At 44.1% G+C, this 23,076-nt stretch carries 20 protein-coding genes and 1 pseudogene; 13 read left to right on the plus strand and 8 right to left on the minus strand.

Translation table 11 applies throughout. The features are described from left to right. Positions 1 to 17: 17 nt before the first annotated feature. Positions 18 to 1,880, minus strand: coding sequence for a potassium/proton antiporter (locus B5J94_RS00785; protein WP_062498003.1), 1,863 nt, complete (start codon positions 1,878 to 1,880; stop codon positions 18 to 20). Positions 1,881 to 2,154: 274 nt separating this feature from the next. On the opposite strand from B5J94_RS00785, the gene aspS reads away from it, so the two are divergent. From aspS to B5J94_RS00810, 5 genes are read left to right on the plus strand one after another with little or no spacing between them, the layout of a single operon-like run. Further along, positions 2,155 to 3,954 (plus strand): aspartate--tRNA ligase, encoded by a 1,800-nt coding sequence (gene aspS / locus B5J94_RS00790; protein ID WP_062498005.1) that lies wholly within the window; start codon positions 2,155 to 2,157, stop codon positions 3,952 to 3,954. 17 nt (positions 3,955 to 3,971) lie between these two features. Then, on the plus strand, positions 3,972 to 4,889 hold the full coding sequence (locus B5J94_RS00795; RefSeq protein ID WP_062498007.1) for a lysophospholipid acyltransferase family protein: 918 nt from the start codon (positions 3,972 to 3,974) through the stop codon (positions 4,887 to 4,889). Beyond that, entirely contained in the window at positions 4,886 to 5,632 is a 747-nt protein-coding gene (locus tag B5J94_RS00800) for a hypothetical protein (protein ID WP_062498008.1), read from the plus strand. The genes B5J94_RS00795 and B5J94_RS00800 overlap by 4 nt, the downstream gene beginning before the upstream one ends. Then, positions 5,629 to 7,221 (plus strand): glycosyltransferase family 2 protein, encoded by a 1,593-nt coding sequence (locus tag B5J94_RS00805; protein ID WP_228144482.1) that lies wholly within the window; start codon positions 5,629 to 5,631, stop codon positions 7,219 to 7,221. The genes B5J94_RS00800 and B5J94_RS00805 overlap by 4 nt, the downstream gene beginning before the upstream one ends. Then, positions 7,218 to 7,976 (plus strand): glycosyltransferase family 25 protein, encoded by a 759-nt coding sequence (locus B5J94_RS00810; protein WP_228144483.1) that lies wholly within the window; start codon positions 7,218 to 7,220, stop codon positions 7,974 to 7,976. Before B5J94_RS00805 ends, B5J94_RS00810 begins: the two co-directional genes overlap by 4 nt. Here the strand turns inward: B5J94_RS00810 and B5J94_RS00815 are convergent. After that, positions 7,973 to 8,953 carry a glycosyltransferase family 4 protein gene (locus B5J94_RS00815; protein WP_062498010.1) on the minus strand — a complete coding sequence of 327 codons (981 nt, stop codon included), beginning with the start codon at positions 8,951 to 8,953 and terminating at the stop codon, positions 7,973 to 7,975. The two genes, B5J94_RS00810 and B5J94_RS00815, sit on opposite strands and share 4 nt — an antisense overlap. Before the next feature lie 2 nt (positions 8,954 to 8,955). Then, a complete protein-coding gene (locus tag B5J94_RS00820) occupies positions 8,956 to 9,954 on the minus strand; it encodes a glycosyltransferase family 4 protein (protein WP_143821865.1) in 999 nt (332 codons plus the stop codon). 74 nt (positions 9,955 to 10,028) lie between these two features. Between B5J94_RS00820 and B5J94_RS00825 the strand changes: the two genes are divergently transcribed. The 5 genes from B5J94_RS00825 to B5J94_RS00845 all read left to right on the plus strand — a co-directional run bounded on the left by B5J94_RS00825 (position 10,029) and on the right by B5J94_RS00845 (position 13,653). After that, entirely contained in the window at positions 10,029 to 10,859 is an 831-nt protein-coding gene (locus B5J94_RS00825) for a glycosyltransferase family 25 protein (protein ID WP_062498014.1), read from the plus strand. Positions 10,860 to 11,136: 277 nt separating this feature from the next. Beyond that, positions 11,137 to 12,225: a chorismate synthase gene (gene aroC / locus B5J94_RS00830; protein ID WP_062498016.1), complete on the plus strand. Its 1,089-nt coding sequence runs from the start codon at positions 11,137 to 11,139 to the stop codon at positions 12,223 to 12,225. A gap of 17 nt (positions 12,226 to 12,242) precedes the next feature. Next, entirely contained in the window at positions 12,243 to 12,698 is a 456-nt protein-coding gene (locus B5J94_RS00835) for a hypothetical protein (RefSeq protein ID WP_062498018.1), read from the plus strand. Positions 12,699 to 12,778: 80 nt separating this feature from the next. Then, the gene (gene ybaK, locus B5J94_RS00840; RefSeq protein ID WP_062498020.1) at positions 12,779 to 13,246 is read left to right on the plus strand and encodes a Cys-tRNA(Pro) deacylase; all 468 of its coding nucleotides are present in this window, start codon (positions 12,779 to 12,781) and stop codon (positions 13,244 to 13,246) included. 20 nt (positions 13,247 to 13,266) lie between these two features. Then, positions 13,267 to 13,653 (plus strand): hypothetical protein, encoded by a 387-nt coding sequence (locus B5J94_RS00845; RefSeq protein WP_062498022.1) that lies wholly within the window; start codon positions 13,267 to 13,269, stop codon positions 13,651 to 13,653. Positions 13,654 to 13,767: 114 nt separating this feature from the next. Here B5J94_RS00845 and prmB read toward each other — a convergent pair whose 3' ends face one another. Beyond that, complete coding sequence (prmB, locus tag B5J94_RS00850; RefSeq protein WP_062498024.1) at positions 13,768 to 14,898, minus strand: 50S ribosomal protein L3 N(5)-glutamine methyltransferase; 1,131 nt, start codon at positions 14,896 to 14,898, stop codon at positions 13,768 to 13,770. A 260-nt stretch (positions 14,899 to 15,158) separates the two neighbouring features. Between prmB and B5J94_RS00855 the strand changes: the two genes are divergently transcribed. Both B5J94_RS00855 and B5J94_RS00860 read left to right on the plus strand, forming a co-directional pair. Next, positions 15,159 to 16,316 carry a cupin domain-containing protein gene (locus B5J94_RS00855; RefSeq protein ID WP_062498026.1) on the plus strand — a complete coding sequence of 386 codons (1,158 nt, stop codon included), beginning with the start codon at positions 15,159 to 15,161 and terminating at the stop codon, positions 16,314 to 16,316. Positions 16,317 to 16,601: 285 nt separating this feature from the next. Then, on the plus strand, positions 16,602 to 17,972 hold the full coding sequence (locus B5J94_RS00860) for an ABC1 kinase family protein (RefSeq protein ID WP_062498028.1): 1,371 nt from the start codon (positions 16,602 to 16,604) through the stop codon (positions 17,970 to 17,972). Positions 17,973 to 17,986: 14 nt separating this feature from the next. Here B5J94_RS00860 and B5J94_RS00865 read toward each other — a convergent pair whose 3' ends face one another. From B5J94_RS00865 to ypfJ, 3 genes and pseudogenes are all read right to left on the minus strand, one after another. Beyond that, entirely contained in the window at positions 17,987 to 18,874 is an 888-nt protein-coding gene (locus tag B5J94_RS00865; RefSeq protein WP_062498030.1) for a LysR family transcriptional regulator, read from the minus strand. A 660-nt stretch (positions 18,875 to 19,534) separates the two neighbouring features. Next, positions 19,535 to 20,446, minus strand: coding sequence for a LysO family transporter (locus tag B5J94_RS00870; protein WP_062498032.1), 912 nt, complete (start codon positions 20,444 to 20,446; stop codon positions 19,535 to 19,537). Between the two features lie 191 nt (positions 20,447 to 20,637). Further along, positions 20,638 to 21,470, minus strand: a pseudogene (gene ypfJ, locus B5J94_RS00875) (KPN_02809 family neutral zinc metallopeptidase). 183 nt (positions 21,471 to 21,653) lie between these two features. Here ypfJ and B5J94_RS00880 point away from each other — a divergent pair. Then, positions 21,654 to 22,337: an alpha/beta hydrolase gene (locus B5J94_RS00880; protein ID WP_062498034.1), complete on the plus strand. Its 684-nt coding sequence runs from the start codon at positions 21,654 to 21,656 to the stop codon at positions 22,335 to 22,337. Positions 22,338 to 22,523: 186 nt separating this feature from the next. Here the strand turns inward: B5J94_RS00880 and B5J94_RS00885 are convergent, their stop codons facing one another. Further along, the gene (locus B5J94_RS00885; protein WP_062498036.1) at positions 22,524 to 23,051 is read right to left on the minus strand and encodes a hypothetical protein; all 528 of its coding nucleotides are present in this window, start codon (positions 23,049 to 23,051) and stop codon (positions 22,524 to 22,526) included. Between the last annotated feature and the right edge of the window lie 25 nt (positions 23,052 to 23,076).

Below are 23,076 nucleotides of genomic sequence, written 5' to 3' on the forward strand. Positions count from 1 at the left end.
GGTGTTTTAAAAGCCCTTTATTCCTTTTTAACCGTATTTTTTAGCCCCACGCCACGCAGGCTGCCCCGATTGTCCACATCACGCACAATAAGGCTCCAATGGTCATTGAGTCGCACCTTATCCCCACTAACAGGCTCAGCATGAAAATGGCTTAGCATATACTCTTCAATGGTCTCATTTTTGTGCTTATCAAATATCTCAATCAACTCATCATCAATCCCGCCAAGCGTTGATTTAGGTGGGGTAAATACTTCAAAAAAATCAAAGGGCGTTTTTTTGGTGGATTTGGACGTGCTGGGTCGGTCGGTTTTGAGTAAGGATTGCCCCCCACTAAAAAATGGCAAATCGGCAATTTTGATGTGGGGCGACAGTAGCCAATCGCCATAAAACTCGCTTGTTTTTTGGTATTGGGTGGCAGAATTATTAAAAATCTTTGCCACAGAGCTGGCATTATCCCCACTCATGGCATACCACACCACATCGCCCGCCCGCAATGCCGTATCGTCATTGACAACAAGCAAATGGTCGTTTCGTACCACTGCAAACAAACTGACATCATTGGCATTAAAACGGCTTGAGATATTGACAGGGTGTCGTCCCACGGCAAACGCCCCCTTGCCCACCTCAAATTCATAAAGCGTAATATTGGCATGGTCGCCCACCCAAATTTCATGCTCCGCCTTTGGTTCGCTATCGGTTGGTACCCACACCCCAAAGGCTCGGGACATAAAAGGAATGGTCGCTCCTTGGGCAAGTAGCGACAAAATCACAAGCCCAAAGGCGATGTTGAATGCCAAATTGGCTTGGGGAACTGCCATCATAATCGGAATAATAGCAAGAGTAATCGGCACCGCCCCACGCAGTCCTACCCACGAGATAAAACCAATCTCACGCCAATTAAACCCAAAAGGCAAAAGACTTGTCATGACCGCAAAGGGGCGAGCGACAAACAACAAAAACAAAAACACAATCAAAGAATAATGCCACACCTGCAAAAGGCTAGATGGTGTAACCAGTAGCCCCAACACCACGAATAACACCGCTTGCGACAGCCATGCAAAACTGTCCATGACCCTAAGGACGTGTTCGGTAGCACGCACTTTGGTATTACCAATTGCCACACCCGCCAAATACACCGCCAAAAAGCCCGAACCGCCCAAAAGGTTGGTTGCCCCAAACACTGCCATACCTGCTGACATTATCAAAATGGCATACATGCCATCTGCCAGATGCACCTTGGGCAATAATTTAGACAATACAAAACCTGACACCACGCCCATGACAAGCCCCACGCCAATTTGGGTGGCAAGTAGCGACAAAATCGTCCAGATTGTCTGGCTTTCAGGGTCAAGGTTTAGGGCAATCATGACCGTAACAAGCAAAATTGCCAAGGGGTCGTTCGCCCCTGATTCAAGTTCAAGCGTCGCTTGCACTCGGTCATTGAGTTTGACCCCACCATTTCTAAGCAGACTAAAAACAGCGGCAGCATCGGTACTGCCAACAATGGCAGCAATCAAAAGCCCCAGCCGCCAATCCACTCCCAAAAGATAAGCAATAAAAATCCCAAGTGTCAAGACAGTTGCGATAACACCCCATGTTGCAAGGGTAACAGCAGGTTTTAGCCCCACCCGAAATGAATTTAGAGACGTTCTAAGTCCGCCATCAAGCAAAATACAAGCAAGGGCAGCTTGTCCGATAAAATTGGCAAGGGCATACTGCTCAAACTCAATCCCCAAAATCCCTTCTTCGCCTGCCAACACACCCACGCCCAAAAAGAATAACAATAAAGGCACGCCCAAACGAGCCGATAACTGGCTTGTCATAATACTGACAAAAATTAGCACCGCCGAGACAAGGTACAAAATATTTAGGGTGTCCATCACGCTCCTTTTTGGGTTGGATAATTTGTGGGCAAAACTTGACAGCAGTCAATCATCAAAAATCAGTTAAAAAGATTAATTGTAACACAAAATCACCCCAAACGTGCCAATTTTTGTCCAAAAGCCAGCCCCAAAAATACCCAAAAGGGCAACTTGCCCCGTCATGTCCTTTTGACAAATTTTTACAAAAAAACTTGCCCAAATTGCATTTTAAAGGCATAATAGCAGGTTTCAACTTTTTCAAAATTAAAGCAACTTTAAAAAAGGCAAATTTATGGCAATTCGCACAGAATATTGCGGTAGTGTTACCGAAAGCTACATTGACCAAACCATTACCATTGTCGGCTGGGTACACCGCCGTAGAGACCACGGGGGCGTGATTTTTTTGGACATGAGAGACCGAGACGGACTGTTGCAAGTCGTCATTGACCCCGACACGCCAGAAGCCTTTGCCACCGCTGATAAGGCACGTTCTGAATTTATCCTAAAAATCACAGGACGTGTGCGTGCCAGATACGAAGGCACCCAAAACCCCAACATGAAAAGCGGTCAAATCGAACTTCTTGCCAAAGAGATTGAAACCCTTGCCACGAGCGAAACGCCACCATTCCCACTAAACGATGATTTTAACAACGTCTCAGAAGAGCTACGCCTAAAATACCGTTTCCTTGACATTCGCCGTCCTGAAATGCTTGACCGCTTGCGTTTTCGCTCAAAGGTTACAAGCCTTATCCGCAACTACCTAGACGAGCATGGCTTTTTGGACGTTGAAACGCCTATCCTAACTCGTGCCACCCCAGAAGGGGCAAGGGATTACCTTGTACCAAGCCGTGTGTCTAATGGCGAGTTCTATGCCCTGCCACAGTCGCCACAGCTATTCAAACAGCTTCTTATGGTGGGCGGTATTGACCGTTATTATCAAATTGCCAAGTGCTTTCGTGATGAAGACTTGCGTGCTGACCGTCAGCCTGAATTTACCCAAATTGACATTGAGACATCGTTCCTTGATGACAACGACATCATGGACTTAATGGAAGGCATGACTGTTAAGCTCTTTGACGAACTTTTGGGCGTAAAATTTGACAAATTTGAGCGTATGCCGTACTCGGAAGCCATGCGTGATTATGCGTCCGACAAGCCTGATTTGCGTATTCCATTGAAGCTCGTGGACGTGGCGGACATCATGCAAAACGTGGAGTTTAAAGTATTCTCCGCCCCTGCGGCAGACCCCAAAGGTCGTGTGGTTGCCCTACGCATTCCAAAAGGCGGTGAAATCAGCCGTAAACAGATTGACGACTACACCAAATTTGTCGGCATTTATGGGGCAAAAGGCTTGGCGTACATCAAGGTAAACGACATCGCCAACATCAACAACGGCGTGGATAAAGAAAGCGGACTACAATCGCCCATCATCAAAAATATGACTGATGACGTGCTTGTCGAGCTTATCCGCCGTACAGGTGCCGAAAATGGCGACATCATTTTCTTCGGTGCTGACAAAGCCAAAGTGGTCAATGATGCCATGGGTGCGTTGCGTGTCAAAATTGGTCATGATTTAAACCTGCTTACATCAGAATGGGCTCCACTATGGGTTGTGGATTTTCCCATGTTTGAAGAGACCGATGACGGTAAATGGACATCAGTTCATCACCCATTTACCCGCCCAAAAGGCACGGTAGAAGAGATGAAAAACAGCCCAGAGACCGCCCTATCTATCGCTTATGACATGGTGCTAAACGGCACTGAGATTGGCGGGGGTTCATTGCGTATCAATACCCTAGATATGCAAAAGGCAGTCTTTGAAGCACTGGGCATTGATGAAGCCGAAGCCGAAGAGAAATTTAGCTTCCTGCTCAACGCCCTAAAATATGGTGCTCCACCGCATGGCGGATTGGCGTTTGGTCTTGACCGTTTGGTCATGCTCATGACAGGGGCAAGCTCTATTCGGGACGTTATTGCCTTTCCTAAGACCAAAACGGCAGAATGTCCGCTCACCGAAGCCCCTGCTGGCGTGGATAATAAGCAACTGCGTGAGCTTGGCATTCGTGTGCGTGAAAAAGAAAAAGCTGAATAATCATAGACTTGTGATTTATGCTTAATCTTATCAAATTCGTGCCAATGTCCTTTTTGGGGGCATTGGCTCGTTTTGCGTCTTATCTTGCCAAATGGTCAAATGCCAGCATTTATCGCAGTATTTGCACCAATCTTATGCTAGTCCACCCTTTTATGGATAAGGACGAGCGAGACAGGCTTGCCTTTACCGCCCTGCAAAATCAGCTTATCAGCACCCTAGACAGTGCCAAAAGCTGGGCAATGTCCCCAGAATGGTCTATCGCCCAAATCAAAACGGTACATCATCGTGAGATTTTGGAGCGTGGTTTTGCCAATCCCAAGGGGCTGATTTTGGTGGTGCCACACATCGGTACTTGGGAGATGATGAACGCCTGGCTGTGCGGTTTTGGCGATTTGACGATTATGTACAAGCCGTCTGGCAATCCTAGCCTTGACCGATTTATCCTAAGCGGTCGTGAACGACTCTCCGCCACGCTTGTCCCCACCGACAGTACAGGCGTTAAGGCGATTTTTAAAACCTTAAAATCAGGCGGATTTACTGTGATTTTGCCCGACCATGTCCCTGATAAAAATGGCGGAGAAATCGTGCCGTTTTTTGGCATTCCCACCATGACAGGCACGCTCACCACCAAACTTACTCAAAAAACAGGCTGTGCGTTGGTTGGCTTGGCGTGTATCAAGGGCAAGGAAGGATTTGAGATATTTTGTTATGATTTGACCGACCCAAATTTGTACGACAAAAACGACATCATCGCCACCACCGCTCTGAATAATAGTATGCAGATGATGATAAATGAGCATTTTGCTCATTATATGTGGGGCTATCGGCGGTTTAAAACCACGCCTTTTGGCGAAAATCCCTACCTGTTGCCTTTTGACGATTTGCACGCCCAAATAAAATCTTATAAAATAGACAAAAACAAGGAAAATCCATGACTGACAACCGCTATGTGATTTGTATGAAATGGGGAACCAAATACGGTGCCGAATACGTCAATCGCCTGTATCATATGGTAAAACGCCATTTGACCCTTGATTTTCAAATGGTGTGCTTGACGGACGACAGTGCAGGCATTGATGATAATGTCAAATGCTATCCCATTCCTGAGCTTAACCTACCTGCCAACCTGCCCGAACGTGGCTGGAAAAAGCTCACCACCTTTAAACCAGAATTGTATGATTTAAAAGGCACGGCGTTATTTTTGGATATTGATATTGTTATCGTGGATAATATTGACTGCTTTTTTACGCACAAAGCGGAGCATGATGACAGCGTGATGATTATCCGTGATTGGAAAAAACCGTGGCGAATGGTCGGTAACAGCTCGGTATATCGCTTTAAAGTGGGGCAAAATACTTATCCAAACCTGCTTAGTTATTTTGAACAAAATTTTGAACAAATCAGGGAAGAAGTTCGCCACGAACAGGCGTTTTTGTCCAATTATCTGCGTAAATACCATCATTTAGAATATTGGGACAGTTCATGGTGCGTCAGTTTTAAATATCACTGCCTACAAAAACTCCCCATGGCGTATTTTGTGCCACCCAAAAAACCAGTTGGGGCAAAAATCATCATCTTTCATGGTGAGATTAATCCACCAGATGCTATCACAGGTGGGGGCGGTAAATGGTATCGCCATGTTTTGCCAAGTGAATGGATTAAGGATGCTTGGCAATGAGTCAATACCCCCTATCAGTCGTCATGATTGTCAAAAATGAAGCCAAAAATTTGGCAATCAGCTTGCCTGCTCTAGACGGCTTGGCGGACGAGATTATCATCTTAGATAGCGGTAGCACCGACAACAGCCGAGAAATTGCCGAACAATATGGGGCAAAATGGCACGTCAATACCGACTGGCAAGGCTTTGGCAGACAAAGACAGCTCGCCCAATCCCACGCCACAGGCGAGTGGATATTGGCACTAGATGCTGATGAAGAGATTACCGATGAGCTAAAACAGAGCATTTTGGCGGTCATTAAAAATCCACCCAATGATACGGTATATGGGATCAAACGCATAGACTGTATTTTTGGGCATGAGATTGATAACAGGCTATGGGCGGTTAAGGCTCATTGGCGACTGTATCCAAAAAAATATAACTATGACAATAACTTAGTGCATGAATCGGTCGTGCTAAATGGGGCAAGCACTGCCACGCTTGACGGCTTTATGCGACATCACACGGCAGACACGCCCCTATTTTGGCTCACCAAACGTCTAGAATACGCCAAAGCATGGGCGGACGATAGGCACAGACAGGGCAAAAAAGGCAAATTTAGTAAGGTAATTTTAAACCCGTTTTGGGCGTTTTTTAAACAGTATTTTGTGGACGGGCGTTTTTTGCAGGGCAGGTATGGGTTGATTTATTCGCTGATGTTTACCCAATACACCTTTAACAAATACGCCATTTTGTACGATTTGACCCACAACCAAGCCGAACAAGCGTTTTTAAAATCGGTAGAATTTGCCAAAAATCTCACGCCCATTGATTTGACCAACAAAAAAAGCACGCTGTCGCTTGTCATGATTTGCAAAAACGAATCCAAGCACCTAAAAGCGTGCCTTGATACCGTGCATGATTTGGTAGATGAGATTATCATTTTGGATAGCGGTAGCACCGATGATACCCGCAAGATTGCCGAATCTTTTGGAGCAAAATGGCACACCAATACCGACTGGCAAGGCTTTGGCAAACAACGCCAACTTGCCCAGTCTTATGCTACAAGCGATTATGTGCTGGTGCTGGACGCTGATGAACGCCTTGACCAAGAATTAAGGCAGTCTATTGCTGATATATTAAGACAACCCGTGCAGACAGATAAGGTCTTTGCCATTGCTCGGGTCAATACCTTTTGTGGCGTGGAAGTTCAGCCACGCTCATGGTACACCGATAAGCTTGCTCGGCTCTATGCTCGCACGCAGTTTAAATATTCAGACTTAGAAGTGCATGAATCGCTTGACCAACAAGGCGTGCCAAGCGTGGTATTAAAGGGCTATTTGCCCCACATCACCAACGACAATCTGCATCATTTTTTGGTAAAAAATATCCGATACAGCCACGACTGGGCAAAAGAAAAACACACCAAAGGCAAAACCGTGAGCATGGCAGGACTGCTTGTTCGCTCGTGGTTTTCGTTTGTGCGTGAGCATGTCATCCGTGCCGACTTTATGGGCGGAGCGTATGGCTATATCTTGGCGGTAGCGTCTTTGGGATATACACTGGATAAATACATCATGCTATGGCAGATGAACAAGGACAAATCATGAAAAACTACGTCATCAGCCTAAGTACCGCTACCGACCGCCGAGAGCATATCAAGACAGAATTTGGCAAACAGAACATTCATTTTGAATTTTTTGATGCAGTTACACCAAACGACATAGAGCATATTTCCACACAATTAAACATTCCTTTGGTAAATAATCAACGCTTATCATTGGGCGAAAAAGCGTGTTTTTTAAGCCATGTCTGTTTATGGCAAAAAATGATAGATGATGACTTGGAGTATGTCGCCATTTTTGAAGATGACGTGTATTTGGGCGAAAATGCCATTGCCTTCTTAAAAGATGACTGGTTGAGCTTCCCTTTTGATATCATCAAACTAGAAACATGGCATGAGTTGGTACATTTGAGCAAACCCGCCATTTATCATCAAGGCAGAACATTACACCCCCTAAAAAGCACCCACGTTGGGGCTTGTGGCTATGTTTTACACCGTTTAGGAGCGACCAAACTCCTTGACTTTATCCGCCAGTTAGATGAACAAGAACGCTATGCGATTGACCATGTGTTATTTGGGGCATTTTTAACACAAGGCACGGTTTATCAACTAAACCCTGCCCTATGCAAGCAACCTGATTCTGATACACATCTTGTCAGTCAGTTAGAGCAAGAACGCAAAAATAACACCTTTATCTATCAACCAAATGACACCCTAAGCACAAAAATTCATAAATTTTTCAAACGCTTATATAGAAGTTTTGGCAAACGGTTTTTTTATATGAAAGTGCCTTTTTGCTAATCCACCATCGCCAACCGCCCTTTGATATTCGCCTTGGATTTTGGACGTTGTGCGTTTAAATTCTCGCCTGCCAACACCCTTTCATAGCACTCCACATACGCCTTTGACATGGACAAATGACTAAAATGCGTTTTGGCTCGCTCATGACACGCCCGTCTGTCAAATTTATCAACGTCTTTGACCGCTTCGGTCAGCACTGCATAACTGTCTGACAACACTCCCACATCATCGCTGACGATATCAGGCATTGCTCCAAATGGCGTGGCAAATACGGGGCAACCCAAATACAAACTTTCAATCATGGCAAGACCAAACGGTTCATGCCACAACACAGGAAAAATCAGCCCTTTTGAATTTTTCACAAGGTCATTTTTCGCCTTGCCACCCACCATACCATGAAAAGTCAAATCCGATGACAAATAAAAATACGGGTTGCGTTTTAGATTAAAACGCTTACCACCCAAAATGTGCATGGGCATATTGGCATTTTGGGCGATTTTTATCGCTCCTTGTACGTTTTTGATTCGCCATGTCGCCTTTGCCAAATAATGTACATAATTTTGTGGATTGTCCAAATTTGGCTCGCCATAATCCGCCCAATACAGCCCATTATGCACATAACAACTAGCATTGTAATTCTCGGCGTGTTTGGACGATAAATAAATGGTATTAATATTAAATTCTTTTTCAACATCGCTATTGCTATGTTCGGTACATACAAATGGCGTATTTATCTCGCCATCATAGGGAAAATGAAAATGAATAATATCTGCCCAGCCTTCTATTTGACTCTCCAGTGATTTATTTTCGTCATATATCAAACCATCGGGATTTTTATTGTCGTATTTGGTTAAAAACCTAACATCATGCCCAAGCTCTTTTTGTCCTTGATATAATGCCCATAATACTCTCTCTGTACCGCCATAATCATTGGGCGGAATGGGTAAACAAGTCAATAAAACGTGCAATATTTTCATCATCAGTCCGTCAAATAAAAGTCAGTGGGTAAATATTCATTCACACTCGGTTCTTTATCATGCAAGTTTTGACCATTTAGTACCATGTCATAATATTGCAAATATTTTTTACTCATGACAAGATGGTTAAATGTCTCTTGGGCATATTCATGGCAGGTTTTGCGATTAAAGACTTCGATATTTTTTATGGCATTTATCATTTCGTTTTTGCTTTGGGTGCTAATACCCACATCAGAGATAATCAATTCTGGCACAGAACCGCAATGACTACCAATCACAGGACAACCCAAATACAAACTTTCAATCATGGCAAGCCCAAAGGCTTCATAATTTAACACAGGGAATAATAATGCCGATGAGTTTTTTATCACTTGATTTTTTTGTTCACCACCTAACATTCCATAAAAAGTCAAATCACTCCCCCAATAAAAGTATGGTTCATACTTGCCCTTTTTGTACTTTAATGAATAGCGTTTGCTACCGATGGCATGAAGTGGTGTATTGGCATGGCGAGCGATGGCGATACTGTCTTTTAAATTTTTGTCTTTGTATTTGGCATTTGCCAAAAAATGCACATATTTGGATTTTGGTTTATTTAAATTAGGCTTGCCATAATCCGCCCAATACAATCCATTATAAACATATGCACTTCCGCCACTACGTTTGGCATGTAATTCGCCCAAAAAAATGGTGTTTTTTGGAAAAGTGGCAGGCGTGATTTGTTGATTGTGTGTGGTACAAACAAAAGGTGTTTTTAATTCGCCCCGATACAAAAAATGAAAATGAATAATATCCGCCCAGCCTTCTATTTGGCTTTCTAGGGATTGATTGGGATTATATAAAATAGCGTCAGGGTGTTTATTGTCGTATTTGGTTAAAAATTTAACGTCATGTCCAAGCTCTTTTTGTCCTTGATATAATGCCCACAATACCCGCTCTGTCCCGCCATATTTAACAGGAGGAATGGGCATACGAGTCAACAAAACATGTAAAATTTTCATGTGATTTCCAATGTAACTTGACAAAATGATGGAAATTAGGCAATATACCATAAATTTTCTCATTCGCCAACGCCATGCTTAAAAATTATGTCATCAGCCTTGCCAATGCACAAGAAAGACGTCTACATATTATACAAGAATTTGGACAAAAAGAGATTAATTTTGAATTTTTTGATGCTGTTACACCAGACCAAATTGATGAGTTAGCGACTAAATTTGGGCTAGATATCACCAATGCCAATCTAACCAAAGGAGAGTTGGCATGCTTATTTAGTCATGTTAGTTTATGGCAAAAAGCCATTGATGATGATTTGGAGTATATTGGAATCTTTGAGGATGATGTATACTTAGCCAATTCAAGCCAGTCATTTCTAAATAATACCGACTGGATTCCCAAAGATTGCCACATTATTAAAATAGAGTTGTTTGACAAAATCATTTTATCAAAAGGCACTAAGATTTCTGTGAAAGACAGGTTTTTAATCCCTCTTATTGATATTCATCTTGGGTGTGCAGGATATATATTGTCCAAAAATGCCGCTATCAATCTTGTGGACTTTCATAAAGATTATGCTAAATGTAACGGCATTATTGCTGTCGACCACATTGTATTTGAACATTACATGCAGCATGGCAAGTATCATCCATATCAATTAAACCCCTGTCTATGCATACAAAGTGACAGACAGGCTGATCAAACTATTATTTTAAGTCAACTAGAACAAGATCGTCGAAACAGATTTGAAAACGCACTTAGAATTGAGCGTGAAAAAATCAATCAAAATTTGCATAAAAAGATTTGGAGAGAGGTAAAAAGACCATTCTGGCAATTTTATAGATGGATAAAAAAAATTATCACCTATATAAATAGAAAGAGAAAAACAGTTTACTTGACACTTGATTAATACACTTGATATAGGGCGTGCTAAACTTTTATAACACTATTTACAATTTATACACATCTTAGAAATAAACTAACCATTTTTGCATGAAAAACGCAGGCTGATTAGCCATTCTATCAGACAAGTTTTTGGCTAAGAAAGACAAGATTTAGCCTTTTTTCATGAAAAAATTGGTTAAATCATCAAATTTTTATCAAATTCAATAAACTGTTATCAATGTTCAACATGCCCTAATTAGTCATACTTCATCCAAACATAAGACAATCAAAGAGAGCAACCCATGTCAGGCAATACAATAGGACAACTTTTTAGCGTAACTACCTGTGGCGAGTCGCATGGTGTGGGACTTCTGGCGATTGTGGACGGTGTACCGCCCAATTTGGAGCTGTGCGAGGCGGATTTGCAAGCCGAGCTTGACCGCCGTAAACCGGGGACTTCTAAATTCGCCACTCAACGTAAAGAAGATGACGTGGTGGAGATTATCTCTGGGGTGTTTGAGGGGCGTACCACAGGCACACCGATTGGGCTACTCATTCGCAACACCGACCAAAAATCCAAAGATTATGGCAATATCGCCACAACTTTTCGCCCCAATCATGCCGACTATACCTACACGATGAAGTACGGCTTTCGGGATTATCGGGGCGGTGGGCGTTCGTCTGCTCGTGAGACTGCCATGCGTGTGGCGGCAGGAGCGATTGCCAAAAAATATTTAAAAGAACGTTTGGGCGTTGTCATTCGTGGACACGTTACCCAAATTGGCACTGAAAAGGCTGAGAAACTAGATTGGGATATTGTAAACCAAAACCCGTTTTTTTGTGGGGATATTGACGCTCTGCCACGTTTTGAGGCGTTGGTTACGTCCTTGCGTGAACAAGGCACAAGCTGTGGGGCGAAATTGGAGGTTTTTGCCGAGAATGTCCCCGTGGGTTTGGGCGAGCCGATTTTTGACCGCCTAGATGCGGACATTGCCCATGCGATGATGTCTATCAATGCTGTCAAAGGTGTGGAAATTGGTGATGGGTTTGCGGTTGCCGAGCAGTTTGGGCATGACAGCCGAGACGAGCTAACCCCTGACGGTTTTTGTGCCAATCACGCAGGCGGGATTTTGGGTGGGATTAGTAGTGGGCAGGCTATTCGTGTTGCCATTGCCCTAAAACCGACCGCCAGTATCACCACCGCAGGCAAGACGATTAACCTAGATGGTGAGGCAACAGACGTCATTACCAAAGGTCGCCATGATCCTTGTGTGGGCGTGCGAGCCACACCGATTGCTGAGGCGATGCTTGCCATTGTCCTACTTGACCATTATTTGCGTCATCGTGGGCAAAATGCCGATGTTGTGCAACCATTAAAGCCGATTGAATAAAAGTTATCATGTTTAAGATGAAAAATAAACTTTTTAAAATCATCGGCTTGGCATTATTATTGGTTGGGCAGTCGTCTGTTGCCAGTGAGCCTACACTCATGGATTGGTACAAAGTCATGCCCCCAAATTACGCCCAATTTCAATCGGTTTATGGGTCGGATTTGGACGGTACGGTATTTTCGCAAATGCTACGCCCCAGCGATGAGCAATATTTTTCAGATGAGCCGTTAAGTTCAGAAAAAATACAGCTTGGGGCGAAACTCTCCGATGAAGCCTATTATCATTGCATGGTGTGGGGTTATCATCGGCTAACTTTGATGTATGGCGATGATGATTTAGACGAGATTACCAACCAACTGTTGCAATTATACCAAAGCCACGAGGATGTGTATGACATTTATAATATTTTGCTCGCATCTGACCGCTATCATTTCCCCATGACCGAACAAAAGGCATGGCAACGTATCCAATAAAACCGAGCAAATGGCTATGATAATCGCGATTTTCACAAAGTCGTGCGAGAGCGAATTTCTCAATTAAAAGATAATCAACAATGACCCCTGCCATTCGCCTATTAAAAAAGCAAAAAATCGCCCATAGCGTCCACGAATACGACCACGACCCAAATAACACAAATTTTGGGCTAGAAGTGTCCGAAAAGTTAGGTTTGTCGCCTGATACGGTGTTTAAAACCTTACTCGTTACGGACGGTAAGGCGTATTTTGTGGCGATATTGCCCGTGTGTCATCTGCTTAATTTGAAGAAAATGGCGAATGCCGTGGGTGTAAAAAAGCTTGTTATGGCAAATCCTAGCGACGCCGAACGTTTAACAGGTTATATCGTGGGCGGGATTAGCCCCATTGGACAGAAAAAACGCCTAAAAACCGTGATACATTCTTCCGCCCAAAACCTTGATAAAATGTATGTGAGCGGTGGCAAGCGTGGACTGGATATTGGCATTGCCCCTGATGAGTTAGCAGGTGTTTTAACGGCACAGTTTTGTGATATCATAGATGAGTAATTTTTAATCAGAGAGGTTTTATGAAAAAATTAATGCTTAGCATGATGGCGAGTGTTGCCATGCTAACAGGTTGTGCTACCACAGGCACGGATGGCACAACCAACGCCATCAATACCGCAACCAATGCTGGTATGGCAGTATTTAAAAATGCTGTGGACATCCAATGTCGCACTCAGCTCAATGGCTATAATGCCTACAAAACCATTACCATGCTGATGCCTGCCGAGCAAAAGACAGCTCTTGAAAACAAAGTATGTGGCTGTGTCAGCGAAAAAGCCTCGCAAAGTGTCACCCTTGCCGAACTAGGTCAAGCTGTGATTGATGAAAATGCTCGTGTGCAAATCGCCACATCTGCGGTAAGCAAGACGATTAATGCCTGCGTGAGTGAGTTTGCTGGCGGTATTTGATAAGCATAAACCCAAATCTAGTGATTTGGGTTTTTAAAATACCCACTTATCGCTCAGCAGTCATAACGTCAAAGCGATAAATAAAACCTTATCATCAATAAAGCAATTCATCCATTACTCCCCCTTCACCCTATCCACCTGTCTTTTAAACTCATCACGATACTCCAAAAGCTCCTCGCAGGTAATGGCAAAAATCCCGCTTCCGCCCTTTTCAAAGGTAAGCCAGTCAAACTGAATCTCAGGATAGGATTGACGTAACGCCCATTCGCTATCGCCCACTTCACACACCAATAGCCCGTCTTTTGTCAGATAATCGGGAGCGTGGTACAAAATCTGATGTACCAAATCCAAACCGTCTTGTCCTGCCGCCAAGGCGTGTTCTGGCTCATGCAAAAACTCTGGCGGTAGCTCCGCCATGACCGCCGCATCCACATAAGGCGGATTGGTTACAATCAGCTCATACTGATTTTCGGCAGGGATTTTGGCAAACAAATCACTCTCAATCAGATTGACTTGATGAGACAGTTCATGGTGCTCCACGTTCGTCCATGCCACTTCCAAGGCATCTTTATCAATATCCGCCCCGTCCACATTGGCATCAGGGAATGCCACCGCCAAAGCAATGGCGATACAACCCGACCCCGTGCATAAATCCAAAATCCGCTCAGGCGGAGCCAGTTGCAACTCTTGCAAACCGTGGGCAAAAAACTTGGTTTTATTGGCATTATCCACATCAAAATACGGATAGAAGTTTTGGTTGATAAGTTCGGCAATGGGCGAGCGTGGGATAAGCACCCGTTCGTCCACATAAAACGGCAAATTACAAAAATACGCCAAGTTGATAAGATACGACAACGGCTTACGCTGAATAATCCGCTCAGCGAGTAGGTCAAGCACCGCCTGTTTTTCGCTGTCGGTCAAACGACAATCCAAAATCTCAGGATTCGCCCCCCAATCTAGGTTTAGCGTGTGCAGGACAATAGCCGAGCTTTCGGCAAATTCGTCAGTCGTCCCCTGTGCCACCACCACATCATATTCACGCAGTTTGCTCACGCAAAAACGGATAAAATCCCGAATGGTACGCAAATTTCGTCCTGCTTCATCAAGCTGAATGTGTAGCTCGTCAATCTGGGCAGGGCTTAATTTGCCATTTTCTAGCTCGTCTAAGTTTTCTAAGTTGTCCGAGCCGTCAAATTCTTGCCGAGTATCATCGCTAAACTGGTCATCTAAATGGGTGTCTGGCATGGTATTCTCTTAATTGGATAAAATTGCCATTATAAAGAAAAATCGCCCATTTTTAAACCGCTTTTTAAAAGCACTCATCAAATTTGTGGTAAAAAATGGTTTTTTTGGGGAAAAATTGATAAAATAGAAAAATTCAAACCTTGTATTGAATTGGTAGGGGCGAATCACATTCACCCTAATGATTTTGGATAATTTCAAGCACACCAATGATTGACAATACCCCATTTTAAAGACAATAGATTTATTAAAAAGAGACGCCCATGACCGACAAACTGCCCTTTTGCCTGCCTGCCGACATCACGCCCGAGATTTTTTTGGCAGAATATTGGCAAAAAAAGCCTCTGCTTATCAAAAATGGTTTGCCTGCCCTTGTGGGTATGTTTGAGCCGACAGACGTGCTTGATTTGGCGATAGAAGACGGTGTTTCGGCACGGCTTATCGCCCAAAAAGACGACAACCCAAGCCAATGGACGCTCAAAAATTCGCCTTTGACGGAGCAAGATTTACAAAACACACCACGCCTGTGGACGGTGCTGGTGCAAAACCTAGAACAATGGTCGCCTGAGCTTGGTGAGCTGTGGCAAGCCTTTGATTTTATTCCAAAATGGCAACAAGACGACATCATGGTATCGGTCGCTGGGACGGGCGGTTCGGTGGGCGAGCATTATGATGAATATGATGTGTTTTTGGCACAAGGCTATGGCTCTCGCCGTTGGATGCTTGGCAAAATGTGTGGTAGCGACACGCCTTTTGTTGAAGGTCAGCCCATTCGCCTACTTGACGACATGGGGCAGATTATTTTTGATGAAATCCTAGAAGCAGGGGACGTGCTATATGTACCGCCACGCCTTAGCCATTATGGGGTCGCTATGGACGACTGCTTGACGTTTAGCTTTGGGTTTCGCCGTCCCAACATGGTGCAAATCCTAGACGAAGTGGCGGACGTTGCCACAGGCGAACACGCCCTATTCTCTCCGCTTATCCTACCCCAAGCCTTGCAAGACAATGCTTATGAACTCACGGACGAGAGCATTTCTGCCATAAAAAATGAGCTTATCAATCTGCTAAATTCTGACAAAGGCAACGCCATTTTAACCCAAGCGTTGAGCGAATTGGTCAGCAAACGCCAGTATGACCTAGTCGCCTTTGATGATGAACTTACCCCCGATGAGCTGGCTGAACGCTTACAAAATGGTGAATGCCTGATGATAAATCCCGCCTGCCGATTTGTCCGACAAAATGATGAATGGTACATCAATGGCGAATGTGTGTGTTTTAATGACAAAGAATTGGCACTGATTGACCGCTTTACTGATAATGACGTGATTACGTTTGACGACTTATCTTGTGGTTTGGACGATGAATTATTGGCAAATTGTGCAGATTGGTTAAATGATAAGTGGCTGATTTTGATTTGATTCATTGGTATTATCTCATTAAATATATTGGGCGAATCACATTCGCCCAAAATTCAATACTTTATACAGGGCAAATTGCAATTTACCCCTACAAAATATCCAAAAAGTATAATTAAGCAACAATGCCAATTCATTTAACTTAGCCCATTTAAATACCAAGCAACAAACTTGGCATTTTTATACCACCAACACCCACCCCAATCACGCCCTACCCCCAAAAGAGCATAGCCAAAACCCCCATTTTCTGCTATAATCCTGCCCAATTTTAAATGATTTAGCACCCCAATGACCGACAAAAAGCCCCTAGATACCGTCAAAACGTCCACCTTTTCTCGCCAGTTAAGCATTGCCAAAACTTCCCTAAACATCGGCAAAAACTGGGCGAAAAGTGGTGTTACAGGGCTTTTTTTATCCAAAGAACAGCGAGAACTCCAAAAGCACACGCTCATGCAAGAGCAGGCGGATTATTTGGTGGCAGAGCTTGGTAAATTAAAGGGATCAGTTGTCAAGGTTGGGCAAATGCTGGCGTTATATGGCGAGCATATGCTCCCCCGTGAAGTCGTCAATGCCTTGCACACCCTAGACGCTCAGACCGCCCCACTGGCGTGGCACATCATGTATCAGACGATACGGGCGGAGCTGGGCGAGCGGATTGACGATTTTGAGATTGAGCGGACACCCATCGGCACGGCAAGCCTCGCCCAAGTCCACAAAGCCACGCACAAATATTCAGGGCGAGAAGTCGTCCTAAAAGTCCAATACCCCAATGTCGCCCAAGCCATTGATTCGGATTTGTCGTTATTTAAGCATTTATTAAAAGTAACCAATGCCGTCCCCCAAACCAAAGCCCTAGATGACTGGTTTGGCGAGATTAGGCAGTTATTACATCGGGAAGTGGATTATGTCATGGAAGCAAGCACCACCAAGCGATTTGCCGATTATCTCAAAGACGACGAGCGGTATATCGTACCGACCATTTATGACAATTATTCCACGCCCCGCCTGATTTGTATGAGTTATGAAGCAGGCATTCATTTAAATGACCCTACCCTACAATCATTAAATCAAACACGCCGTAATCACTTAGGGCAATCCGCCATTGACATTGTCATACGAGAGATTTTTGAGTGGGGCGAGATGCAAACCGACCCCAATTTTGGTAATTATTTGGTCAGGCTTGATGATACTACCCAACAAGACAAATTGGTGCTACTCGATTTTGGGGCGATTAAACAATTTGATGATAAATTATTAACCATTGCCAAAAATCTACTCATCGCAGGTCACCATCAAGACAAAACAATGATGAAAAATGCCATGACGGGCTATGATTTTTTTGATAAATTAACAGGAAAACCCCAAGATGACGTGGCGGACGTGCTACTGATGGCGTGCGAGCCATTTGCCAACAGTGACACCGTGGACAGCGAATATCTTGATGATGGCAAATACATTTGGGCAAAAAGCGACCTATATCAACGCGTCATGACCACCGCCAAATCAGGCATGCAGTCGCTAGAATTTAGCCTACCACCCAAAGAGCTGATGTTCATCAGTCGCAAATTTATCGGGGCATACGCCCTGCTCTCGGCATTAGACAGCCGTACGGACGCTGATGGATTGGTAAAACGCCATGTCGCAAAAAACGCTCAATGATGAGCGTTTTGTTTTTATTCAATATTAGCAAAATGCTTTACCAAAATATCCAAACAGCGTTGCACTTTGATGGGTTGAAATTCTTTATCGGGTAGTCTTGCCACCAATGCCAAGGGCGGTAGTTCATGCCCTGCCAATACGTTTTTAAGCTCGCCACTTTGGACAAATGGCTTAGCGTCCAAGGCATTGACCTTGATGATTCCTTGGTGCGACATGGCAAGGTTTAGGGCGATTTTGGAGCTGTTGGTGCTAAGACGACTTTTTATGGCGACTGTCTCGCCTGTGGCAAAAGCTATCGTGCGATTGCCGTCTAACAAAATAAAATCCTGCTCAGCCAAATCATCAATGCTGTGGATGGGTGTATGCCTATCTAGGTAGTCGCCTGATGCCAATAGCAATTGTGGCACATGGGCAAGTAGTACGTCATTTTTATCATGCTCGCCCACGTCTTTGATGTCCACAAAGCCCGCACAGATATCCACACGGTCGTGAGTCATGTCAAGCTCTTCGCCACGCACCATGAAGTTGAGCGACAACGATTCATTTTGTGCCAACCAATCTGCCAAAGCAGGCATGAGATACTGGCAAGCCACCTGTGGCGTGGTCGCAATGGTTAGGTTGCCCATGATTTCATCACGAAAACAACTCACCTGATGCCAACCCATCTGGGCTGCTGCCACCATTTGCATGGCTGATTGATGAAACAACTCACCCACCTCGGTCAGACTGACTTTACGTGTTGAGCGTTGTAATAGTACCGCTCCGAGTTCATTTTCCAATGAGCGAATCTGCTGGCTGACCGCACTTGTGGTGATGCCAAGTTCTTTGGCGGCACCGCTAAATGAACCGTGTCTGACCACTGCTACAAAAACCGCCATCGCTCGCAAATTATCTAGTATCATATCTGACCCCCATTCACCGATTTGCTCAGATTATATTCACATTATTATTCGTCTGATAAACCTGTAAAACAAGGGCAAAGCCTAATGTTTCATCAGACCCATTAGCAACCTTTGCAAGCACCTTTTAATATTTGATCACGCTTTAACCTTTTCATGAGCAAATAATTAGCTGGCAAGCTGGCAAGCTGGCAAGCATTATAACAAAAATTTTTTATAAATCAAATAGCAATTCTTAAAATAATATTATTTTTTAAAAAATTTATTGGTATCTTTTTAAAAATAATAAAAAAATTAATGAATAAATTTGGTTATTTTAAATAAAACAAAGAATTTATATCGTAATAAAATATAAAAATTTATGACATAAGTTATTGAAATTTAAAGTTTATTTTATATTTTTAAAATAAAGTAATTATTACAAGGTAATTTTATTTATGAAAAATATTGCTGGATTAATGCTTCAAGATAGCATATAATGGCAAATTCTATGACATGATATATTTATACCAAGATTTATTTAAAAAGAATGGTGATTTATTAAAAATCATAAAAATAATGATTTATTCTTTTGATTAACTTTTATTTAAATTTATATTGGCATTTATTATGATTTTATTAAGTTTATATTAATGGTCTTTTAATATAAACTTAATAAAATACCTAAGACAAGCTGGCAAAAAACACCATCAAAATGGGCGAGACAAGATTGGTAATAAAACCAAAGCTGATGATTAGCGGAATGATAGAAGCCCCACCCGCCTGCGTGAGTGTCGGCAAGGTAAAATCAAGACTGGTCACACCCCCAAGCCCTATCGCTGCCGATGATGAATGTCGCATGACCCACGGGATAAAGATGAGTGCCAGCACTTCTCGCCCCAAGTCATTTAGCAGTGCCACACTCCCCCATACCGCCCCATAAGCGTCCGTCATGATCGTGCCTGAGAGCGAATACCAACCAAAACCCGATGACAACGCCAAGCCCTGAGCCACTGATACATCATCAAAAAGCAGGGCAAAAAGAACACCCGAGAGCAGTGTCACCCCCATAAAAATCAAGCTGATTTGCAAGCCCCGCTTATTTAGCAGTGCTTGTTTGAGACTGACGCCTGAGCCTTTGAGTGAAATGCCCACCAAAAACAGCAGTAGCATGAGTAACACCGTCGTGGTCTTCTCTGGCGGGTGCCACGTGGCAGGTAAAAACTTAGCGACAACAAAGCCCATTGCCAAACACAGGATTTGGGTCAGACTGCCATGAATGCTGACATTAGGCTTGGCGGTCGGGCTTGGCTGTGAGCGATACTGGCAAGGCGATAAGCGGTCAAAAACCGCCAAAGCCATCAATCCTGAGCCGATGGTCAACGCCATGAGCACCGACAGATACAGGGCGATATTGGCAAGTTTATGCTGTAAATCATCAACCAATCCCAACTCCATGCCAATCACCACCAAGATGATGAACACCAGATAGTTAAGCCCACGCTCCGCCAAATGCGTGCTTTTTTTGCTGTTTGGCAGGGCAAAACCAACAAACATCGGGGTTAAGATAAGCAGGAGTGTGATGATACCTTGCATGGCGTGACGGTTGGTGAATGATTTTTGAAATATTAAAGAATATGAGCGTAAGATTATAACATTTTTTGATAAATAGACAAGATTTTGATTAAAATTTATTCAAAATGAATGATTGGCGTTCAATACAAGTCCAGACCATGCAATAAAAAGGACGGCAAAAACCGTCCTTGTGTATTTTGCAAATCAAGCGCTTAGAGTTGATTGGTGCCAAAGGTGTCGCAGGCTTGGATATCGCCCGTCTCAAACTCTCGATAGAACCAACGCTGACGCTGGGCACTCGTGCCATGAGTAAAACTGTCAGGCACGACGTGTCCGTGCGATTTGTGTTGCAGATAATCATCGCCAATCTTCTCGGCAGCGTCTAGGGCTTCTTCGATGTCGCCCTGTTGTAAAAAGCCAGTGCGTTCATGGTTTTTCTTTGCCCACATGCCTGCAAAGCAGTCCGCTTGCAACTCTTGGCGGACGGACAGCTCATTTGCCTGTCGCTCATTGCCTTGCATTTGGGCTTTTCGCACTTCTTGGGATATTCCAAGCAGGGTCTGGACATGATGTCCCACTTCATGAGCGATGACGTAGGCTTGGGCAAAGTCGCCCACTTGGTCTTGGCGAGACAGCTCGGTACTGCCATTACGCTCACTGCCGATACCCATGTGCCGTCTCATGTCCACAAAAAACTGCGTGTCCAAATATACTTTTTGGTCAGCAGGGCAATAAAAAGGACCACTGGCAGATGTTGCCGCTCCACACGCTGACTTAACCGAACCTGTGAACATCACCAGTTTTGGCGGCTGATAAGTACCACCAAGACTGGCAAAAACAGGTGTCCATACATCTTCGGTATCGGCAAGCACAGTCGCCACGAACTCTCGGCTTGGTCGGCAGTCTCATTGACAGGAGCGGACTGTTGGGTCGCCTGCCCTATCTGCTGAGTGACCCCCAGCGTGGTCTCAGGGCTAACCCCAAACACTTTCCATAGGACAAGGGCAAGAATGATACTGCCGATACTTAGCCCGCCTGCCTTCATGCCACCACCGCCACGACGGTCTCCGATGTTATTACTCTATCTGCGACCACGCCACTGCATAGCTCACCTATTATCATAAAAAATTAGCCTATTATAAGGCAAAATTGCAAAAAATCTGTAAGAATTTTTAAAAATTATGTATAATTAGGGTATGTCAAACATTGAGCATTGTTAGGAGCTGACATGGTTTCGCTACTTCCTTTTGAAACAGTCATTCACAACCCCAAAGACAAACCCATCGAACACGCCGTGATATGGCTTCATGGCTTAGGGGCGAACGGTCATGATTTCGTGCCTGTCGTGCCTGAGCTTGGGCTGTCTGATGAGCTTGGCGTGCGATTCATTTTTCCGCACGCCCCATCCATTCCTGTGACCGTCAATGGCGGTTATGTCATGCCTGCATGGTATGACATCTTGGAGATGAGCCTAGACAGAAAGGTGGATACCGCCCAAATCAAGGCATCCAGCGAACGTATCAATGACTTGATTGATGAGCAGGTGCGTCTCGGCATACCCAGTCAGAACATCATCATCGCAGGGTTTTCCCAAGGCGGTGCTGTTGCTTATCACAACGCCCTGACCAACAGCCGACCATTGGCAGGACTGCTTGCCTTATCCACTTATCTTGCCACCGAGCAGGAGATTGGCGAGCTTGATATTAATGCGTCCCTGCCTGTTAAAATCGACCATGGCGACTATGATGACGTCGTGCCATCAGTGCTTGGGGTCAAGGCAAGCGAAAAACTCACCGCTTTGGGTCTGTCGCCTGAATTTAAACGCTACGGCATGGCTCATCAAGTATGCATGGAGCAGATTAAAGACATTGGCAAATGGATGAATAAAGTACTTACTTCACTTTCAACTTAAAATGGCAACTTATTGATTATCTGATAGCTATTTTTCGGGTTGTGGGGGCGAATCATATTCGCCCTTGATAAATCAACCACTTAATATAAAGTTGAGAATGGGGTCTTATTTTACAAAAATGTTATCAATGATAGACACACTCTAACAAAGCCCTGTTCATACAGGGCTTTTATTTATGAGTAAGACTTATTTATTTGGTTTGTTTGGCAAATCCCTAAGCTCCCATGTTGGTGTGGATTCATAGACCTTTGGCGGGGCTTGGACTTTGGGGTTTAGACCCACCGCAATCTTATGCCAAATTGACGAATTATCATATGCTTCTCGCTCGGCAATGGCGGCTTTCTTTTTGCGTTGGATTTGGTTGTTTTGAATGACATAGACTGTGCGAGTATCGCTCGCCACCGTTTGGGCATTTTTATCCATCACGATGGCTTCTAGCGTGTACTCGCCTGCCACCAAATCAAGGGTTGGCACACTGGCGGTTAGCCCATCACCCACCACTTTGCCATTTAATAGCACAGCTGTGGTATAGCCCATCTCCAATGTTGGCGACACAGTTGCCTGCACATCAATGCTCTGGGCAGGGCGATGATAGGCACGGTCTTCGGCAGGCTCGGTGATTTGGATGTGATAAGCAAAACTCAATGTCGGCAGGGCAGAGAGTGCCATGCACATTGCTGATTTGAAAAAGGCTGATTTTGAAAAATGAGTCATCTGAATTCCAATGTTACAAATAATC

The organism is Moraxella lacunata (assembly GCF_002027545.1).
GTDB lineage: Bacteria > Pseudomonadota > Gammaproteobacteria > Pseudomonadales > Moraxellaceae > Moraxella > Moraxella lacunata.

Bases quoted from the DNA above. Each gene is read 5' to 3' on its own strand.
- B5J94_RS00785 (WP_062498003.1), bottom strand. From the start codon at position 1,880: ATGGACACCCTAAATATTTTGTACCTTGTCTCGGCGGTGCTAATTTTT.
- aspS (WP_062498005.1), top strand. From the start codon at position 2,155: ATGGCAATTCGCACAGAATATTGCGGTAGTGTTACCGAAAGCTACATT.
- B5J94_RS00795 (WP_062498007.1), top strand. From the start codon at position 3,972: ATGCTTAATCTTATCAAATTCGTGCCAATGTCCTTTTTGGGGGCATTG.
- B5J94_RS00800 (WP_062498008.1), top strand. From the start codon at position 4,886: ATGACTGACAACCGCTATGTGATTTGTATGAAATGGGGAACCAAATAC.
- B5J94_RS00805 (WP_228144482.1), top strand. From the start codon at position 5,629: ATGAGTCAATACCCCCTATCAGTCGTCATGATTGTCAAAAATGAAGCC.
- B5J94_RS00810 (WP_228144483.1), top strand. From the start codon at position 7,218: ATGAAAAACTACGTCATCAGCCTAAGTACCGCTACCGACCGCCGAGAG.
- B5J94_RS00815 (WP_062498010.1), bottom strand. From the start codon at position 8,953: ATGAAAATATTGCACGTTTTATTGACTTGTTTACCCATTCCGCCCAAT.
- B5J94_RS00820 (WP_143821865.1), bottom strand. From the start codon at position 9,954: ATGAAAATTTTACATGTTTTGTTGACTCGTATGCCCATTCCTCCTGTT.
- B5J94_RS00825 (WP_062498014.1), top strand. From the start codon at position 10,029: ATGCTTAAAAATTATGTCATCAGCCTTGCCAATGCACAAGAAAGACGT.
- aroC (WP_062498016.1), top strand. From the start codon at position 11,137: ATGTCAGGCAATACAATAGGACAACTTTTTAGCGTAACTACCTGTGGC.
- B5J94_RS00835 (WP_062498018.1), top strand. From the start codon at position 12,243: ATGAAAAATAAACTTTTTAAAATCATCGGCTTGGCATTATTATTGGTT.
- ybaK (WP_062498020.1), top strand. From the start codon at position 12,779: ATGACCCCTGCCATTCGCCTATTAAAAAAGCAAAAAATCGCCCATAGC.
- B5J94_RS00845 (WP_062498022.1), top strand. From the start codon at position 13,267: ATGAAAAAATTAATGCTTAGCATGATGGCGAGTGTTGCCATGCTAACA.
- prmB (WP_062498024.1), bottom strand. From the start codon at position 14,898: ATGCCAGACACCCATTTAGATGACCAGTTTAGCGATGATACTCGGCAA.
- B5J94_RS00855 (WP_062498026.1), top strand. From the start codon at position 15,159: ATGACCGACAAACTGCCCTTTTGCCTGCCTGCCGACATCACGCCCGAG.
- B5J94_RS00860 (WP_062498028.1), top strand. From the start codon at position 16,602: ATGACCGACAAAAAGCCCCTAGATACCGTCAAAACGTCCACCTTTTCT.
- B5J94_RS00865 (WP_062498030.1), bottom strand. From the start codon at position 18,874: ATGATACTAGATAATTTGCGAGCGATGGCGGTTTTTGTAGCAGTGGTC.
- B5J94_RS00870 (WP_062498032.1), bottom strand. From the start codon at position 20,446: ATGCAAGGTATCATCACACTCCTGCTTATCTTAACCCCGATGTTTGTT.
- B5J94_RS00880 (WP_062498034.1), top strand. From the start codon at position 21,654: ATGGTTTCGCTACTTCCTTTTGAAACAGTCATTCACAACCCCAAAGAC.
- B5J94_RS00885 (WP_062498036.1), bottom strand. From the start codon at position 23,051: ATGACTCATTTTTCAAAATCAGCCTTTTTCAAATCAGCAATGTGCATG.